This window comes from Archangium minus (assembly GCF_044360475.1).
GTDB classification, from domain to species: domain Bacteria; phylum Myxococcota; class Myxococcia; order Myxococcales; family Myxococcaceae; genus Archangium; species Archangium minus.
The window spans coordinates 6,532,133-6,547,450 of sequence record NZ_CP043494.1 but is presented as its reverse complement, the minus strand read 5'-3'; the positions used below and the strand labels follow the sequence as shown (position 1 = coordinate 6,547,450).

Annotated in this window: 16 protein-coding genes; 3 read left to right on the top strand and 13 right to left on the bottom strand. The window is 68.2% G+C overall.

Annotated elements, in window-relative coordinates; all coding sequences use genetic code 11:
* Position 1: 1 nt before the first annotated feature.
* The 3 genes from miaB to F0U60_RS26530 all read right to left on the bottom strand — a co-directional run bounded on the left by miaB (position 2) and on the right by F0U60_RS26530 (position 3,390).
* The gene (gene miaB / locus F0U60_RS26540) at positions 2-1,384 is read right to left on the bottom strand and encodes a tRNA (N6-isopentenyl adenosine(37)-C2)-methylthiotransferase MiaB (RefSeq protein WP_395824948.1); all 1,383 of its coding nucleotides are present in this window, start codon (positions 1,382-1,384) and stop codon (positions 2-4) included.
* A gap of 92 nt (positions 1,385-1,476) precedes the next feature.
* Entirely contained in the window at positions 1,477-1,980 is a 504-nt protein-coding gene (locus tag F0U60_RS26535) for a hypothetical protein (protein WP_395824945.1), read from the bottom strand.
* Positions 1,981-1,992: 12 nt separating this feature from the next.
* Positions 1,993-3,390, bottom strand: coding sequence for a VWA domain-containing protein (locus tag F0U60_RS26530; RefSeq protein ID WP_395824942.1), 1,398 nt, complete (start codon positions 3,388-3,390; stop codon positions 1,993-1,995).
* A gap of 102 nt (positions 3,391-3,492) precedes the next feature.
* On the opposite strand from F0U60_RS26530, the gene F0U60_RS26525 reads away from it, so the two are divergent.
* Genes F0U60_RS26525 through F0U60_RS26515 form a run of 3 tightly spaced genes read left to right on the top strand, consistent with a single transcriptional unit; the run spans position 3,493 to position 5,836 of the window.
* Positions 3,493-4,218 carry an SDR family NAD(P)-dependent oxidoreductase gene (locus F0U60_RS26525; RefSeq protein ID WP_395824939.1) on the top strand — a complete coding sequence of 242 codons (726 nt, stop codon included), beginning with the start codon at positions 3,493-3,495 and terminating at the stop codon, positions 4,216-4,218.
* Positions 4,215-5,054 carry a dihydroneopterin aldolase gene (locus F0U60_RS26520; RefSeq protein ID WP_395824936.1) on the top strand — a complete coding sequence of 280 codons (840 nt, stop codon included), beginning with the start codon at positions 4,215-4,217 and terminating at the stop codon, positions 5,052-5,054. The genes F0U60_RS26525 and F0U60_RS26520 overlap by 4 nt, the downstream gene beginning before the upstream one ends.
* A complete protein-coding gene (locus F0U60_RS26515; RefSeq protein WP_395824933.1) occupies positions 5,048-5,836 on the top strand; it encodes an SDR family NAD(P)-dependent oxidoreductase in 789 nt (262 codons plus the stop codon). Before F0U60_RS26520 ends, F0U60_RS26515 begins: the two co-directional genes overlap by 7 nt.
* Before the next feature lie 3 nt (positions 5,837-5,839).
* Here F0U60_RS26515 and queD read toward each other — a convergent pair whose 3' ends face one another.
* From queD to F0U60_RS26465, 10 genes are all read right to left on the bottom strand, one after another.
* Positions 5,840-6,202 carry a 6-carboxytetrahydropterin synthase QueD gene (queD, locus tag F0U60_RS26510; RefSeq protein WP_395824930.1) on the bottom strand — a complete coding sequence of 121 codons (363 nt, stop codon included), beginning with the start codon at positions 6,200-6,202 and terminating at the stop codon, positions 5,840-5,842.
* 27 nt (positions 6,203-6,229) lie between these two features.
* Positions 6,230-7,519, bottom strand: a complete 1,290-nt coding sequence (locus F0U60_RS26505; protein ID WP_395825455.1) for a class I SAM-dependent RNA methyltransferase — start codon at positions 7,517-7,519, stop codon at positions 6,230-6,232.
* A 128-nt stretch (positions 7,520-7,647) separates the two neighbouring features.
* Positions 7,648-8,304 (bottom strand): CoA transferase subunit B, encoded by a 657-nt coding sequence (locus tag F0U60_RS26500; protein WP_395824927.1) that lies wholly within the window; start codon positions 8,302-8,304, stop codon positions 7,648-7,650.
* 9 nt (positions 8,305-8,313) lie between these two features.
* A complete protein-coding gene (locus F0U60_RS26495; RefSeq protein WP_203404806.1) occupies positions 8,314-9,012 on the bottom strand; it encodes a CoA transferase subunit A in 699 nt (232 codons plus the stop codon).
* Positions 9,013-9,103: 91 nt separating this feature from the next.
* Complete coding sequence (locus F0U60_RS26490) at positions 9,104-10,282, bottom strand: thiolase family protein (RefSeq protein ID WP_395824924.1); 1,179 nt, start codon at positions 10,280-10,282, stop codon at positions 9,104-9,106.
* A gap of 647 nt (positions 10,283-10,929) precedes the next feature.
* Complete coding sequence (locus F0U60_RS26485; protein WP_395824921.1) at positions 10,930-11,736, bottom strand: class I SAM-dependent methyltransferase; 807 nt, start codon at positions 11,734-11,736, stop codon at positions 10,930-10,932.
* Between the two features lie 40 nt (positions 11,737-11,776).
* Entirely contained in the window at positions 11,777-13,942 is a 2,166-nt protein-coding gene (locus F0U60_RS26480) for a diguanylate cyclase (protein WP_395824918.1), read from the bottom strand.
* A 2-nt stretch (positions 13,943-13,944) separates the two neighbouring features.
* Positions 13,945-14,220 (bottom strand): septum formation initiator family protein, encoded by a 276-nt coding sequence (locus tag F0U60_RS26475; RefSeq protein WP_395824915.1) that lies wholly within the window; start codon positions 14,218-14,220, stop codon positions 13,945-13,947.
* Between the two features lie 66 nt (positions 14,221-14,286).
* Positions 14,287-14,808, bottom strand: a complete 522-nt coding sequence (locus F0U60_RS26470) for a TlpA family protein disulfide reductase (RefSeq protein ID WP_395824912.1) — start codon at positions 14,806-14,808, stop codon at positions 14,287-14,289.
* Positions 14,805-15,245: a Fur family transcriptional regulator gene (locus F0U60_RS26465; RefSeq protein ID WP_395825452.1), complete on the bottom strand. Its 441-nt coding sequence runs from the start codon at positions 15,243-15,245 to the stop codon at positions 14,805-14,807. The genes F0U60_RS26470 and F0U60_RS26465 overlap by 4 nt, the downstream gene beginning before the upstream one ends.
* Positions 15,246-15,318 lie beyond the last annotated feature (73 nt).

The window sequence follows — 15,318 nt, the reverse complement described above, 5'->3', positions numbered from 1 at the left end:
CTCAGGCGACGACGCAGGAAATCTCGGGTTGAGGGGCCTCGGCGGCGGGCATCACCGTGGGCGGGCTCAGCATCGCCGTCTGCTTCCCGGCGAGCTGGTTGGGCGTGGCGCTCTCCACCAGCACCTTCACGAAGGACCCGGCCGGCGCGTCACCGTCGAAGTTCACCGTGCGGTTCTCCGGCGTACGCCCGAAGCGCTTGAGCGGGTTGTAGCGCGAGGGCCCCTCCACCAGCACCTCCACCTCCTGCCCCACCAGCGCCGCGGTCACCTCTCCGCTGATGCGCCGCTGGATCTTCTGCAGGCGCTCCAGCCGCTCGATCTTCACCTCGTGCGGCACCGGACCCCACTCGTCCTCCTTCAGCGCCGCGCCCGTCTTCGGCCGGGGGCTGTAGATGAACGAGAACTGGTTGTCGTAGCGGACCTTCTCCGTGAGCTCGAGCGTGAGCGCGAAGTCCTCCTCGGTCTCACCCGGGAAGCCCACGATGATGTCCGTGGTCATCGCGATGCCCGGACGCGCCGCGCGCAGCTTCTCCAGCCGCTCCAGGTACTGGGCCACGGTGTAGTCGCGCCGCATCCGCTTGAGCACCGGATTGGAGCCGCTCTGCACCGGCAGGTGGAAGTGCGGCATGATCTTCGGCTGCGTCCGGAAGGCCTCGATGAGCTCGTCCGACAGATCGTGCGGGTGGCTCGTGGTGAAGCGCACGCGCTCGATGCCCGGCACCTCCGCGGTCCGCAGCAGCAGCTGCGCGAAGCTGATGCCGCCCCGGTACGAGTTCACGTTCTGCCCGATGAGCGTCACCTCGCGCACGCCCACCCGGGCCAGGTCCGCCACCTCCGCGAGCACGTCCGGGAAGGGCCGGCTCACCTCGCGGCCACGGGTGTGCGGCACCACGCAGAACGAGCAGACGTTGTCGCAGCCCTTCATGACCGTGACGAACTCGGTCACCTTGCCGCGGCTCGTCTCGGGATCGGCGCGAGGGAAGACGTACTCCTCGGAGTCCACCCAGGCCGTCTCCACTACCCGCTCGCGCTCACCCTGCACGCGGCCGATGATCTCCGGCAGCTTGACGATGGAGTCCGGGCCGAAGACGAAGTCCAGGTAGGGCACCTTCTTGAGGAGCTTGTCCTTCTCCTGCTGGGCCACGCACCCGCCCACGCCGAGCAGCGTGCCGCGAGCCAGCTTCACCGTGCGATAGCGGCCCAGGGCGGAGAGCATCTTGTCCTCGGCCTTCTCCCGGATGGAGCAGGTGTTGAGGATGATGAGGTCCGCCTCCTCCGGAACGGGCGTGGGCCGGTACTCCAGCTTGCCGAGCACCTCGCTCATGCGGAGCGAGTCGTTGACGTTCATCTGGCAGCCGAAGGTGTGGATGAAGTAGCGCTTCATGTGTCTTTCCGTACGGAGAACGGGCTCTTATGCGATGGGCCCCGGCGGATTGCAACGGTTGCGGGGCACCGGCGGGCAGGCAGGCGGGCGCCTCAGGGCCGGGTCAGGGCCTTCTGCATCCGGGTATGGAGGGAGACCAGGCGGTCCTCGTGCTGATTCAGCAGGTCGATGGCCTCCTGACCGTAGCGCCGGGCCAGGGGCTCCAGGTCCTCGAGCCGGTGCAGCTCGTCGCGGGCCTTGCGGGCCTTCTCGACGGAGACGTCATCAGTCTGCTTCTCCAGCTCCGCCAGGCGGCTGCGCACCTTTCGCGCCGTCCAGCGCTGGCCGGCATAGGCGCGCAGCAGGGCGTTGCCCAGCTCCACCACCTTCACCTCCAACCCGGACGCCTGGAGGCCAAGCTGATGCGCCGTGGCGAAGGCATCGTGCGCCACCGTGGCCTGCTCCATGTGGGCGAGGAAGGCCTCCTGGTAGCGGAAGAGGCCGTCCAGCTCGGCGGGGGTGAGGGGGTGGGCGGAGAGCCGCAACGTGCGCGAGTCGGCTGCCTCCATGAGTCCGGCTGGCGCGCCATCAATGTCATCGAACATGGAACGGGACATAGGGTGTGCCTCTCAAGCAGGGACGAGCTGCTCCGCGATGCGGGACAGGTCGGCCACGGAATTCACCACCACGGTCTGGTGGCACTGTTTCGAGTAGGTGAGCATCTCGCTGTCCCCGAAGCCCCAGTTGGGGCGGTCCTCGGGGCAGATCCACAGGAGCCGCTTGCACTTCTGCTTCAGATCCTTGAGCGCCCAGGCGTTGTTGGCGTTGTAGTTGTTCCGGCCGTCCCCGATGATCATCACCGTGGTCCGGCGCGTGATGCTGCCGAGCTGATCCCGCGTGAACATGGCCAGCGCCCGGCCGTAGTTGGAGTTGGCGGTGAGCGAGACGGCCTCCCCCATGGTGGCCAGATCGATCGCGCGGTCCACGTCCTGCTCCTTGAAGTGCTGCGTCACCTCGCCCACGTCCGACACGAAGACGAATGAGCGCACGCGCACGAAGAGCGACTGCAGCGTGTAGGTGAAGAGCAGCATCATCCGCGAGGCGTTGCGCACCGAGTCCGAGACGTCACAGAGGACAACGACCTCGGGGCGCTCGGGGCGGCGGGCGCGGAACACAGGCACCATGGGCACCCCACCCCACGGCAGGTTGCGGCGCAGCGTGCGGCGGACGTTGAGTGTCCCCTTCCGCTTCGAGCGCTGCTTGCGGATGAGCCGGGCCTTCAGCTTCTCCGCCAGCGTCTTCACCGCCGCCTCCATCTGGTTGACCTCGGCCTGGCTGAGCTGGTGCAGGGGCTTGTCCACCATTCCACCCGTGGGCTTGCGGATACGGGCCTCGGCCTGACGCTTCACCTCTCGCCGCGCGGCGTCCTCCACCTTGCGCATGGCCTCGGCCACGTGGCGCGAGACGATCTCCACCCCCTCCGCCGGCAGGCCCCGCTTGCGCAGCTCGTCCTCGAGCGCCTTGAGCTCCGAGCGCGCCCGGTCCATCCCCGCCGCCACCATCAGCCGCCGCGAGAAGAAGCCCGTCTGCATCGAGCTCTGCATCTGCGACAAGTCCAGCTGCAGCGTGGCCGAGCGGAAGATCTGCGCCAGCCGCGCCCGGTCCCCCATGAGCGCCGCCTGGGCCAGCGGGGACAGCTCGGGGAAGAGCTGGTTCATCTGGTAGAGCAGCATCGTCAGGTTGTCGCCCTCGATGAGCCCCTGCTCCTGGATCTGCTGGGCGAGCGACTTGTCGAGCGCCTCGAACGTCTTCGCCGCCCCCGAGAAGAAGAAGTCGAAGGCGCGGTTGAAGACGTCCACGTCCTGCTGGCGCTTGACCATCGTGGTCCGCAGCACCGAGCGGAAGATGGACTTGTCCAGGAGGCCCACCTCGGAGGCGGCCCGGCTGGCGTCCGAGACCTCGGACGTGCTTACACGCACCCCGTTCTGGCGGAGGACCTCGGCGAACTCGACGATGCGTGCGTCCATGTGGTTATAGGCCCCTCGAAGCCGTGCAGACGTTCTAACAGCCCCGGGCTCGCGATGTGATCCTGTATACCCAGCCGCCAGGCAAACCCGAGGGAGACCTTCATGCCCACAGCAGTCGTCACCGGAGCCGGCGTCCGGCTCGGTAAGGCCATCGCCCAGGCGCTCGCCGAGGCGGGTTATGACCTGGCCCTGCACGTCAACCGTTCGACCGAGGGGGCCGAGGATGTCGCCAGGAAGGCTCGCGCCCTGGGACGTACCGCCACGGTGTACCGCGCAGACCTGGGCTCACCCCGGGAGTTGGAGTCGCTGGCGGCGACCCTGCGTGAGGCCCACCCCACCATCGATGTCCTGGTGAACAACGCGGGCCTCTACGAGCGGGTGGCCTTCGAGGACATTACTCGAGAGCAGTTCCACCGGATGCTCGGGGTCAACCTGGAGGCTCCCTTCTTCCTCACCCAGGCGCTGCTCCCGGCGCTGCGAGCCGCCCCCCGGCCGTTGGTGGTGAACCTCACCGACATTGGCGGCGAGCGGCCGGAGAGCCACTACGCCCACTACTCCGTCAGCAAGGCCGGGCTGATCATGCTCACCCGGGCGCTGGCGGTGGAGCTTGCGCCCCAGGTGCGGGTGAACGCCGTCTCGCCGGGTACGGTCATCTTCCCGGAGAACTTCGACGAGGCCGCACGACAGGCCCTTCTCGCCCGCATCCCCTTCGGGCGGGAGGGCTCGGCCGAGGACGTGGCCCGGGTGGTGGTCTTCCTGGCCCGCGAGGCCCCCTATATCTCCGGACAGGTGATCGCCGTGGATGGAGCCCGGAGCGCCCAGCTATGAACAACCGTCCCCTCTCCGACACCTTCGCGCCCGCCCCCCGTGACGAGCAGGGCCGCCCGTTGGATGTCATCGAGCTGCGTCACCTCTCCTTCCAGTGCATCGTCGGGGTGTATCCCGCCGAGCGCGGCACGCCGCAACCGCTGGAGCTCGACGTGGCCCTGTACCTGGACACCCGGAAGGCCGCCGCGGAGGGCAGTCTCCGAGACACGGTGGACTACGCGCGGCTGACCGGCGAGCTGCGCTTCCTGCTGGAGACGGCCGACTTCCGCGTGTTGGAGACGGCCGCCGAGGCCCTCTGCCGATACATCCTGGCGCCCCCCACCGCGGATACATCGCGAACCCAAGTGCAGGCCGTCACCCTGCGGCTGACCAAGCCGGAGGCGCTGGGGCGCGTCGGCCTCGCCTCGTTGCAGGTGCACCGCACGGCGGACGAGTACCGCTTCGAGCTGGAGGAGAAGCCCTTCGGACGAGTGGACATCATCTTCCAGGACGCGCACGTCGGCATCTACCGGCTGCGCATCGCGCCGGGTCGCACGATCCCCACCCACGAGCACCGGGTGATGAACGAGGCCGAGCTGGTGCTGGGCCACGGGCTGCTGCTCCAGGGCAAGCCGGTGCCGGCGGGCACGGGCTTTCGGTGGCCGCAGCACCTCCCGCACCGCTACGACAACCCGAGGCCCATCGAGCAGACGGTGCTGTGCGTGGACCGCCCGGCCTTCATCCCCCATGACGAGGTGGAGGTCCCCGAGCCCCCGGGTGGACTGGTGCCGGTGGAGGGCCGGGCCTACTACCCGGCGGCGGCAAGCGCCCCGGAGGCGGAGGGCGAGCGATGGTGAGCACACGGCCCCTGGGCACCCGGAAGGTGCTGGTGACCGGCGGGGGCAGTGGCATGGGCCTCGCGGTGGCCGAGACGCTGCTGCGGGCGGGAGGCCAGGTGGCAGTGAGTGGTCGGCGGGCGGAGCGGCTGGAGGCAGTGGTGCGTGCCTGGCCGGGTCAGGCGGTCACCCTCCCCTGCGATCTCGCCTCCCCTTCCGAGCGCACGGGGCTGTTGGCTCGGGCCCGTGAGGCACTGGGCGGACTGGATGGACTGGTCCACTCGGCAGGAGTGGTGGAGCACCAACTCCCGGGACACATCTCCGAGGAGGCGCTGCGGGCCCAGCTCGAGGTCAACCTGGTGGCCCCGCTGCGTCTGGGCGAGGAGGCACTGTCGGTCCTGGAGGACGGTGGGGGCATGGTGTTCATCGCGTCCACCCTGGCCATGCGGCCGTTGCCCACGAGTGCTGTCTACAGCGCGGCGAAGGCGGGGTTGCTGGCGGCCATGCGTTCCCTGGCCATCGCGGGCGCCGCGCGGCGGGTCCGGGCCAACGCCGTCTGCCCGGGCGTGGTGGACACGGAGATGGTCCGCGCCCCGCGCTTGAGTCCCGGTGAGCCGACTCCCGAGGGCGAGGAGCTCGAGCGGAGGATCTCCGCCCAGTTGTCCACGCTGGGAGCGCTCCATCCACTGGGACGGCTCGGGAAGGCCGAGGAGGTAGCAGACGCGGTGGTGCACCTGCTGGGAGCGCCGTGGACGACCGGCAGCGAGCTGGTCATCGACGGAGGCCTGCTGCTACGGGAGTGAAGCTCAGTCGTGCTCGCCGCGGTAGATGCAGCCCGAGGTGCAGGTCTCGCGCACCATCACCTGGCTGAGCTGCGGGAGCCGAGGCCGGACCCGCTGCCAGATCCACCGCGCCAGGTTCTCGCTGGTGGGGTTGGACAGCCCCTCAATTTCATTGAGGTAGTAGTGATCGAGCTGGGCCTGGATCGGCTTGAAGGCCTCGGTGATGTCCGCGAAGTCCATCACCCACCCCGTGTTCGCATCCATCGTGCCCTGGACGTGCAGGGTGACGCGGTACGAGTGGCCGTGCAGCCGGGCGCACTTGTGGCCTGGGGGAACATTGGGGAGGCGATGGGCCGCCTCGAAGGTGAACTCCTTGAAGATTTCCAAAACGGGCTCCTGTGTGCCGCGGGGAGCCTACCCGGGCAGCTCGAAGGACATCACGGATTCCACGTGATGTGTCTGGGGGAACATGTCCACTACCTGAAGTGCCAGCGGCTTGTAACCGGCCTCCACCAGGCCCGCCGCGTCCCGCGCCAGCGAGCCCGGATCGCACGCCACGTACACCACCCGCTTCACGCCCAACGTCTTGAACCATCGGGCGAGCCCCGGGGCCCCGGTCCGAGGCGGATCCGCCAGTGCCAGGTCGAACCGCTTCCCCTCGCGCATGAGGCCCTCGCAGACCTTCCGGGCATCCCCCTGGACGAAGCGGACATTGGCCACCCCACCCTCCCGTGCACTGCGCTGCGCCAGCTCCACCGACGCGGGGGAGGACTCCACCCCCAGCACCGAGGCCGCGCTCGCCGCCAGCGGGAACGTGAAGTTTCCATTGCCCGAATACAGCTCCAACACCGAGTCCGTCTCGCGCGGAGCCAGCTCGTACAGGGCCGACGTCACCAGCCCCACGTTGGCCTCGGCGTGGGCCTGAGCGAAGGCATCCGGACGCAGGTACAGCGGCACCTCCGGCCGCAGCGGCGACACCGAGCGCAGCGTCGGCTTGCCGATGACACGCGGTGAGCCCTCCTTGGGCACCAGCACCGCGCCCTCCAGCCGCAGCGTGCGAACCGCCGTCTCGCACGCCTCCACGTGTCGGGGCGTCGCCTGGCCCTTCAGCAGCACCGCGAAGGACGCCTTGGCACCCTCGGCCAACAGGTGCACCTCCTCCGCGTCTCGGGACACCGGCTTGATCAGCGGCCCCAGCTTCCCCGGCAGCCCCGAGAGCACCGACACCAGGGCAGGACACTCGCTCACCGGCACCCGGTCATGGCTCCGCCGCCCGAAGTACGACAGCTCATCCTTGAGGAAGTGCAGCACCGCGCGCCGCCGGTAGCCGAAGTCCCTCGGCGCCACCAACAGAGGCCGCACCGTGAAGGTGTCCCGCTTCAGCCGGCCCAGGTGCTCCAGCGCGGAGAGGACGATCTCCTGCTTCGCGGCGCGTTGGGCGGGCTCGGCCAGCTCCAGCCAGTCGCACCCACCACACCGGGCGCTCAGGGCACAAGGCGAGGGGCGCCGATCCGGGCTCGCGGCCAGCACGTCGCCGAGCAGGTGCCCGCGCACCACCTTGCCCTCCTGCTCCAGACGAACGCGGACCCGCTCGCCGGGGAAGGCACCAGGCACGAAGACGGTGCGGCCCTCGTGGGAGGCCACGCCTTCTCCGAGCTGCCCGAGGCGCTCGATGGTCAATTCAATGGGGGTATCCGGCAGCATGGGGAAACGGGGAACTGGCACCCGTTCGGGGCGCCATCCTTATTCGACCTCCGCTCCGGCCTGGGTATTCCGCCGCGATCCCGGGGGGCGGGACCGCGGCGGCACGACGGGAGAACCGGAGGTCCGGTTCAGATCTTCATCTCACGCACGTCCGGGGCGATCTTGAGCTTGGGCTCGGTGATGGCCTGGACCTGCTCCACCGTCACGCCGGGGGCCAGCTCGCGCAGCACGAGGCCCTCGGGCGTCACGTCAATGAGGGCGTACTCGGTGACGATGTGGTTGATGCACTTGAGGCCGGTGATGGGGAGCGAGCACTTCTTGAGGATCTTCGGCTTCCCCTCCTTGTTGACGTGCTCCATGGTCACGAAGACGCGCTTGGCGCCCACCGCGAGATCCATGGCGCCGCCCGGGCCCTTCACCATCTTGCCAGGGATCATCCAGTTGGCCAGGTCACCCTGCTCGCTCACCTCCATGGCGCCGAGCACGGCCAGGTCCACGTGGCCACCGCGGATCATCCCGAAGGACAGCGCCGAGTCGAAGAAGGCGGCGCCCTTCACCACCGTCACCGTCTCCTTACCGGCGTTGATGAGATCCGGATCCTCCTCGCCCTCCACGGGCCAGGGTCCCATGCCGAGGATGCCGTTCTCGGACTGGAACATGATGTCGATACCCTTCGGAATGTAGTTGGCAACCAACGTGGGGATGCCGATTCCGAGGTTCACGTAATAGCCGTCGCGCAGCTCCTGGGCGATGCGCTGGGCAATCTGCTCACGGGTCAGGGGCATGGCGTCCTCTCAAGCCTTCTTCTGCACGGTGCGGCGCTCAATCCACTTCTCGAGATTCTTCGACTGGACGATCCGGTGCACGAAGATGCCGGGCAGGTGCACCTGGTCCGGGTCAATCTCGCCGGCGGCCACGATGTGCTCGGCCTCGACGATGGTGACCTTTCCCGCCATGCACATCATCGGCGAGAAGTTGCGGGCCGTCTTGCGGAACACCAGGTTGCCCCACGTGTCCGCCTTCCAGGCGCGCACGATGGTGAAGTCCGCCTTGAGCGGCGTCTCCAGCACGTGCAGCCGGCCGTCAATCATCCGCGTCTCCTTGCCCTTGGAGAGCTCGGTGCCCGCGCCCGACGGCGTGAAGAAGCCGCCGATGCCACAGCCACCCGCGCGGATGCGCTCGGCCAACGTGCCCTGCGGGTTGAGCTCGACCTCCAGCTTCCCGGAGAGCATCTGCTGCTCGAAGACCTTGTTCTCGCCCACGTAGCTGGCGACGATCTTCTTCACCTGGTTGGCCTTGAGAAGAATGCCCAGGCCCAGCTCGGTGGTGCCGCAGTTGTTGGAGATGATGGTCAAATCCTTCGTCCCCTTGCGGTGCAGCGCCGCAATGAGGTTCTCCGGATTGCCGCATAGCCCGAAGCCGCCGCTCATCAGCGTGGCGCCATCCGGGATGTCGCGGACGGCCTCGTCCGCGCTCGCGATGATCTTGTTCATGACCCCTCCTACGAGAACGGGGCGAGAGCCTTCTTGTAGACCCTCACCCCGCCCCTCTCCCAAAGGGAGAGGGAGTATGCGTCCCGTTGGTCTAGCGCTCCACCATCAGCGCGATGCCCTCGCCGCCACCGATGCACAGCGACGCCACGCCCCGCTTCTTGTTCTGATCCTTCAGGGTGTGCAGCAGCGTCACCAGCAGACGCGCGCCCGAGGCGCCGATCGGATGGCCGAGCACCACCGCGCCGCCCCGCACGTTCACCTTCGACGCGTCCAGGCCGAGGATCTTGTTGTTGGCGAGCGCCACCACCGCGAACGCCTCGTTGATCTCCCAGAGATCCACGTCGCCGACCTTGTGGCCCGTGCGCTTGAGCAGGTTGTTGATGGAGTCCGCCGGCGCGATGGTGAACTCCACCGGCTTACGAGCGGCCCCAGCGTAGCCAGCGATGCGGCCCAGGACCGTGCGGCCCTCGGCCTTGGCCCGCTCGGCGCTCATCAGCACCAGCGCCGCGGCACCGTCGTTGATGGAGGACGCGTTGGCCGCCGTCACCGTGCCGTCCTTCTTGAAGACGGGCTTGAGCGTGGGGATCTTGTCCGGCTTCGCGTTCTTCGGACCCTCGTCCTCGCTCACCACCACGTCTCCGCCCTTGCCGCCGGGGACGGTGACCGGGACGATCTCCGGGGCGAAGAGGCCGGCCTTCTGCGCCTCGATGGCGCGCCGGGTGGACTCGAGCGCGTACTCGTCCTGGTTGGCGCGGCTGATGCCCTGGGTGACGGAGCACTCCTCGGCACAGTTGCCCATGTGGACGTTGCCGTAGGGATCCCACAGGCCATCGTGGATCATCGCGTCCTTGAACTCCACGTTGCCCATGCGAGCGCCGCCGCGCATGGTGTGGCTCAGGTAGGGCGCGTTGCTCATGGACTCCATGCCGCCCACCACCACCACCTCGGCGTCACCGAGCGCCACGGCCTGGGCGCCAGCGATGACCGCCTTGAGGCCCGAGCCGCACACCTTGTTGATCGTCACGGCGGGGACGCTGTCCGGAATGCCGGCGAAGATGGCGGCCTGACGCGCCGGCGCCTGGCCCACGCCTGCCTGCAGCACGCACCCCATGATCGTCTCGTTGACCTGAGCCGGGGAGACACCCGCGCGCTCGAGCGCCGCCTTGATGGCGACCGCGCCCAGCTGCGGCGCCGTCAGCTTCGACAGGGCGCCCTGGAAGGCTCCGATGGGGGTACGGGCCGCGCCCACGATGACCACTTCACGAGCCATGAACTGCCTCCTTGGGGTACTGAAGACAACTTGGGATAACCGTCGGGAGCGCCCTTATCACCACGCCTTGTGAGAGGGTCAAGCTCCCTTGCCTGCCCGGGAGCCGCATCGTCCACTAAAACGAGAGCTGTTCTTCTCGCTCCGAGGAAAGCGCGGAATCGCTCGGAGCTGACGCGACGTGTCATGGACTTGGAGTGAGGAAGGTGGGCGGCGCCGGATCAATCCCAAGCGGATGCAGCGCGGGGTCCAGCGAGCCTGTGAACAGCGTCTGGCCGAGGAACAACGGCGCTTCGAGCTCCGCCAGGAGAAGCGCAGGAAGAAGCACTGCTGTCACTGAGTTGCGGCTCTCAATTGATGAGAGTTTGACACCTCTCTCGAGCGCCTCGGGGAGAAGTGCTGAGGAGAAATGCCTCGGGCCGGGAATGGCTCGTCCCGAAGTGGGTTGTGAGCGTTGGATGAAGGGTCGTGCAGTGTTGACTCCTGAAAATCGTACGCAACATGCACGAAGGAGTGATGCGCAACCCGTCATCTCTGATTATCAATGGTGTGCCGCCAGGGTTTTCCCCCTCTCCCTGGCGTGCTCCTTGCCCCGGGGCCCGGAGACACACTCCTCCGTGCCCTGGGGCAAGTTTTTTATGGGCTCACTCTCAAGCAGTGGACGCGGCCGCCGGAACACGACCCCAGATGACGGACGTGTAACGGGAGCCGGGCTCGGCCTCGATCCCCAGCTTCTTCAGATCGTCCGAGTACTTCGAGCCCTTCACCACCACCCAGCGCCGCGCTACGCGCCGTGCCTCTTCGAGCGTCTCGGGCGTGAGCGGGGCGTGCTCGGCGAAGCGGCGGAGCATCTCGAACGCCGGCTGGGACTTCTTGGGCTTCTCGAACATCGGATCGAAGAAGACGATGTCGAACGAGCCCGAGGGCAGCGAGCGCAGGTACGAATGCGCGTCGGCGTGCACCGCCTCCACACGGCACGAGTCCGGGCCGTAGTCGTAGGCGTTTAGGCCCTCGGACACGACGGCGTGGAGCGCGAGGCTCGTCTCCAGGCCCACCACCCGCCCGGAAGGCCCCACCACCAGCGCCGCCACCAGCGCGTCCTGTCCGAGCCCCAGCGTGCAATCGAGGAAGTGGTCTCCCGCGCGCAGCTCCGCCACGCGCACGAGGGCGTCATCTCCTCCTAATTGTCCCGAGAGGATCCGCAGCCGGCGCAGGTGCGCCATGCCCGGATTGAAGCTGAAGGAGCCCTCCTTGTCCCAGAGCGACACCCCCTCGTGCTCGAAGACGATGAAGGCCTCCGCGGCGGACTCCAGCATCGGGCCGATCGGCTGCTTCCTGCGCCTGGGGATGAACGGCAGGCCCCACTGGCGCGCCGCCTCACGGGCCCTCGCGACCAGCGTGTCCTCTGGCTTTCCGCTTGTTGTCACCGCCAGCGGGACACGGCTCCGCTCGTTCACGACCCTCACCCCTCCCCTCTCCCAGGGGGAGAGGGAGTATTCAGCCCTCGACGGCCTGCAGCTTCCTTCCGCCCTGCGCTTCCGCCACCGTCACCGACTGGTTCCGGCCATGCCGCTTCGCGTAGTACAGGCACTGGTCCGCCTGCTCCACCAGCACCAGCTTCTCCGTGCCGTGGTCCGGCGCCGTCGCGATGCCCAGTGACAGCGTCACCTTCAGCGGCCCCATCTCCGTCTGGAACACCTCGGCCTTGATGGCCTCGCGGATCCGCTCGGCGATGACCTTGGCTCCCTTGGCGTCCGTCTCCGGCATGAGGATGGCGAACTCCTCGCCGCCGTAGCGAGCGACGATGTCCGTGTCCCGCGCCTGCTGCTTCAGGATGCGCGCCACGCCCTTGAGCACCTGGTCTCCCGTCAGGTGGCCATAGGTGTCGTTCACGCTCTTGAAGTGGTCCACGTCCGTGAGGATGAGCGAGCACTTGCGTCCGTAGCGCCGCGAGTGCGCCAGCATCTCGTCCGCCTTCGCCTGGAAGGTGCGGTTGTTGTACAGGCCCGTCATGCCGTCCGTCGTGGCCATCCGCTCCATGGCCTCGTAGAGCTGGGCGCGCAGCACGGCCTGTGCCGCCTGGATGGCGATGACCTCCAGCATTCGCAGCACGTCATGGTCCAGCGCGGACTTGCGGCGCGAGCCTGCCACCAGCGTCCCGAGGATCCGGTCTCCCGCCGTGAGCGGGAAGATCTTCAGCGCCCCGAGGCCACGCACCTGCGTCTCCTCGTCGAAGATGACCTGCCGGTCCATGGCCTTGATGTCGCGCCCAGGCAGCGGCGCGCCGTAGCGCACCACGTTGGCCACCAGCCCGTTGTTGTCCGGGAAGGAGCGGCCCTCGAGCGCCTTGCTGCCCTGCGCCGTGACGCCGAGCATCCTCGCCACCTTGTGGACGCGCTTGCCCTCCACCTCGTTCACGATGGTGACGGCGCAGAAGTCCAGCCCGGCCAGCTGCCGCGCGCTCTCCAGCACCGCCAGGAATACCTGCTCCGGGCTGCCGGCGCGGTTGAGCTCCTCGATGGCGCGGAAGAACCGGTCCTTCTCGTCGCGCGTCTTGCGGATGTACGTCATCACCCGCTCCACCTCGATGGAGCGCAGCACCTCCGCCGCGATGGTGGTGAAGAGCTTCTCGTCGTCGTCCGAGAACGGGTTGTGCATCAGCCGGTCCGCGACCAGCACACCGCGCACCAGCCCGCTGCCCTCGATGATGGGCACGGCCAGCACGGCCTTCAGCTCGGGGGCGCCTCCGTCGTACCAGGTGATGCCCTTGAGCCCATGCACCGAGTGCATCCGCACCGGAGCCCGGCGCTTGAGCACCCCGCCCAGCATGCCCTCGCCCGCGTTGAAGGGCTCGCGCTGCACCCGGTCCGACATGCTGCGGCAGTCGTACAGCTTCAGGCCCTTGTCGTCCGAGGTGAGCAGGAAGGCCGCGCACGTGTGCGTCTTCAGCGCCGTCTCGGCGATCTCCAGCGCCGCGCTCACCGCGCCCTCTACCTCCTTCACGGAGGCCAGCAGCCACTTCTCCTCGTCCTTCCCGTCGGGCGGGCTGTCATGGGAGCCGGAGCTGACGAGCCGGAAGGTGCGGGCGCGCTCCTCGACTTCCTTGATGCGCTTCTCCACCGCGGAGCTCTCCGCGCGGCGGGCGGCGGCGATGCGGGAGGCGAGCACCAGCTGGTACAGGCCCGCGAAGAGCGCGAGGAAGAGAGAGTGCGTGAAGAAGGCCGTGAAGCTGCGCTCCTGCCCGCCCAGGGTGACGAGCGCGTCGAACGCGAGCGCCACGCCCAGCAGCGCCAGGCCCGCGTTGCGCGGCAGGAACGCCACCAGGAAGGCCATGAGCAGGTAGATGAGGGGGAACACCGCTCCCCCGGCGATGGCCACCACGATGAAGGCCGAGGCGATGAGCACCGCGCCCAGCTCCAGGTCATCGCGCAGGAAGAGCGGCGCGCCCACGGCGCCACGGGTGAAGCGCCTCCACCCCATCACCCCGAGCGCGGCGAGCAGGAAGAGGACAATGGAGGCCTCCGTCCAGCCGAGCGTCTGCAGGCCGCGGAAGCCACCGCGGGCCGTGTGGACGAAGCAGGCCAGCACGGCCGCGGCGGGCACGGAGCGCACCACGAAGCGCAGGAACTTGGAGACTGGAGGGATGGCCGAGAGCGCGGACATGATTACTCCAGATGGAAGACGATCTCGCCCGGCTTGACGTAGCCGAGTTCCTCGCGCGCGGCGCGCTCGAGGGCGGTGGGGTCGTTGCGCAGCGCGTTGATCTCGCGACGAAGGACGTCGTTCTGCTCGGACAGGATGCGGTTGCGCTCCTGAATCGCCTCGACGTCCTGGCGCAGGAGCAGGTAGCGGCGAAAGCCCTTCGCGTCCACCACTGAAACCAGCGTGAGGAGCGCGGCCACACACGCCGCTACACCCAAGAGCTTTCGCCGCACCGTCATGAGTGGGCGGAAGGTACCAGTGGGGACTCCCCCGGCAAGAAAACCGCTCCAGACCTGTAGCGGGCTTCAGCGGCGCAGCAGTTTTTCCACTGCTTGTGACGTGTCCTCGTAGCTGGCCACGCCCTGCCACGCGCCGGCCACCTGGCCCTCCTTGTCGAGCAGGAAGGCGGCGGGCAGCGCGGGGATGAGCCCGAAGGCGCTCTGACCCTGCTGCAGGCGCTCGTCGGACACCAGCATCGGGAAGTTGAGGGCGTACTGATCCGCGAAGGGCGCCAGCGTCTTCGCCCCCTCTAGATCCATGCCCACCAGGACCACCTGGAAGCCCTGCGGGCCGTACTCCTTCTGAAGCGCCTCCAGCGTGGGCAGCTCCGCCACACACGGGAAGCACCAGGTCGCGAAGAAGGCCACCAGCACCACGCGCCCGGACAGCCGGCGCCAGTCATGAGGTGTAGGACCCACATAGGGCAGCGCCAACTCTCGCAGGTACGGCGAGGGCACCAGCGCCCCTCCGGGCGTCTCGGGCACCCGACGGCACCCTGCCAGGGCCAGCGCCAGGACACAGCCCACCGCCAGGGCCGAGCGCCTCATGCCTCGCTCTTGGCTGCGGCTCGCTGGCAGTTCCGGCACACCCCGTACAGCTCCATCTTGTGCGACGTCACCTTGAAGCCGTGCTTGGCCGCGACCGCGTCCTGCATGTGCTCGATGCGATCATCCTCGAACTCGACGATGGTGCCGCAGTGGGTGCAGATGAGGTGATCGTGGTGCTCGCGCCCGGCGGCCGCCTCATAGCGCGTCTGCCCGTCTCCGAAGTTGCGCGCGTGCGCCAGGCCACACTCGTTGAGCAGCTTCATGGTGCGGTACACCGTGGCCACGGAGACCTTGGCGTCCTGTTGTCGCACCTTGTTCCACAACTCCTCCACGGACAGGTGGCCACCCACGGAGAAGAAGGTGTCGATGATGAGGCTCCGCTGACGCGTGCTCTTCAGCCCGTGCTGGGCCATGTAGCGTTGAAGGACCTCGTCCATGTCCTGATGATTCACGGCTCGCCTGCCTCCCGACCCACCTCGGTGGCCCCAGGGTTCATCGAATGTCCACCGG

What these genes read in the sequence shown, in the direction of transcription:
- miaB (WP_395824948.1), bottom strand. Translation starts at nt 1,384, where the DNA reads ATGAAGCGCTACTTCATCCACACCTTCGGCTGCCAGATGAACGTCAAC.
- F0U60_RS26470 (WP_395824912.1), bottom strand. Translation starts at nt 14,808, where the DNA reads ATGAGGCGCTCGGCCCTGGCGGTGGGCTGTGTCCTGGCGCTGGCCCTG.
- F0U60_RS26475 (WP_395824915.1), bottom strand. Translation starts at nt 14,220, where the DNA reads ATGACGGTGCGGCGAAAGCTCTTGGGTGTAGCGGCGTGTGTGGCCGCG.
- F0U60_RS26480 (WP_395824918.1), bottom strand. Translation starts at nt 13,942, where the DNA reads ATGTCCGCGCTCTCGGCCATCCCTCCAGTCTCCAAGTTCCTGCGCTTC.
- F0U60_RS26495 (WP_203404806.1), bottom strand. Translation starts at nt 9,012, where the DNA reads ATGAACAAGATCATCGCGAGCGCGGACGAGGCCGTCCGCGACATCCCG.
- F0U60_RS26535 (WP_395824945.1), bottom strand. Translation starts at nt 1,980, where the DNA reads ATGTCCCGTTCCATGTTCGATGACATTGATGGCGCGCCAGCCGGACTC.
- F0U60_RS26490 (WP_395824924.1), bottom strand. Translation starts at nt 10,282, where the DNA reads ATGGCTCGTGAAGTGGTCATCGTGGGCGCGGCCCGTACCCCCATCGGA.
- F0U60_RS26505 (WP_395825455.1), bottom strand. Translation starts at nt 7,519, where the DNA reads ATGCTGCCGGATACCCCCATTGAATTGACCATCGAGCGCCTCGGGCAG.
- F0U60_RS26465 (WP_395825452.1), bottom strand. Translation starts at nt 15,245, where the DNA reads ATGGACGAGGTCCTTCAACGCTACATGGCCCAGCACGGGCTGAAGAGC.
- F0U60_RS26500 (WP_395824927.1), bottom strand. Translation starts at nt 8,304, where the DNA reads ATGCCCCTGACCCGTGAGCAGATTGCCCAGCGCATCGCCCAGGAGCTG.
- F0U60_RS26525 (WP_395824939.1), top strand. Translation starts at nt 3,493, where the DNA reads ATGCCCACAGCAGTCGTCACCGGAGCCGGCGTCCGGCTCGGTAAGGCC.
- F0U60_RS26520 (WP_395824936.1), top strand. Translation starts at nt 4,215, where the DNA reads ATGAACAACCGTCCCCTCTCCGACACCTTCGCGCCCGCCCCCCGTGAC.
- F0U60_RS26515 (WP_395824933.1), top strand. Translation starts at nt 5,048, where the DNA reads ATGGTGAGCACACGGCCCCTGGGCACCCGGAAGGTGCTGGTGACCGGC.
- F0U60_RS26530 (WP_395824942.1), bottom strand. Translation starts at nt 3,390, where the DNA reads ATGGACGCACGCATCGTCGAGTTCGCCGAGGTCCTCCGCCAGAACGGG.